This is a genomic window from Micromonospora sp. S-DT3-3-22 (assembly GCF_015354745.1).
GTDB lineage: Bacteria > Actinomycetota > Actinomycetes > Mycobacteriales > Micromonosporaceae > Micromonospora > Micromonospora wenchangensis.
Genome location: NZ_JACGMO010000264.1, coordinates 1 through 1063 on the forward strand (window position 1 = coordinate 1; position 1063 = coordinate 1063).

The 1063-nt window shown below is 69.0% G+C and carries 1 protein-coding gene; it reads left to right on the forward strand.

Features of this window, described 5'->3' with window-relative positions; genetic code table 11:
- Nucleotides 1-1062 (forward strand): acyl-CoA dehydrogenase family protein (locus tag H1A17_RS34045; protein ID WP_194823813.1); only part of this gene is annotated, 1062 nt, incomplete at its 5' end.
- Between the last annotated feature and the right edge of the window lies 1 nt (nucleotide 1063).

Consider the following 1063-nt stretch of genomic DNA (forward strand, 5'->3'; position numbering starts at 1 on the left):
GCGGCCGAGGCCGACGAGACCGGGGAGTTCCCCACCTCGTCGTACGACGCGCTGCGTGCCGCCGATTTCCACGCCCCGCACATCCCCGTCGAGTACGGCGGCGCGGGCGCGGACGCCCTGGCCACCGCGATCGTCATCGAGGAGGTGGCCCGCGCCTGCGCGTCGTCGTCGTTGATCCCGGCGGTGAACAAGCTGGGCACGATGCCGTTGCTGCTGGCCGGGTCCGAGGAACTCCGCCGGCGCTATCTGACTCCGGTGGCGGCGGGTGAGGCGATGTTCTCGTACTGCCTGTCCGAGCCCGAGGCCGGCAGCGACGCGGCCTCGATGACCACCCGGGCGGTACGTGACGGGGACCACTGGGTCCTCAACGGCGTGAAACGGTGGATCACCAACGCCGGGGTGTCGCAGTTCTACACCGTGTTCGCGGTGACCGACCCGACCGCCCGGTCCCGGGGCATCTCCGCGTTCGTCGTCGAGAAGTCCGACCCCGGCGTCAGCTTCGGCGCACCCGAGAAGAAACTCGGCATCAAGGGCTCCCCCACCCGCGAGGTCTACCTCGACAACGTCCGTATCCCCGCCGACCGGATCATCGGCGAGCCCGGCACCGGCTTCGGCACCGCGATGCGCACCCTCGACCACACCCGCGTCACCATCGCCGCCCAGGCCATCGGCATCGCCCAGGGCGCCCTCGACTACGCCAAGGGCTACGTGCGGGAGCGCAAGCAGTTCGGCAAAGCCGTCGCCGAGTTCCAGGGCGTCCAGTTCATGCTCGCCGACATGGGCATGAAACTCGAAGCCGCCCGACAACTGACGTACGCCGCGGCCGGGAAGTCCGAACGCGGCGACGCCGACCTCACCTACTTCGGCGCCGCCGCCAAGTGCTTCGCCTCCGACGCCGCCATGGAGATCACCACCGACGCCGTCCAACTCCTCGGCGGCTACGGCTACACCCGTGACTACCCCGTCGAACGCATGATGCGCGACGCCAAGATCACCCAAATCTACGAAGGCACCAACCAGGTCCAACGCATCGTCATGGCCCGCCAACTCCTCAAGGACTGAC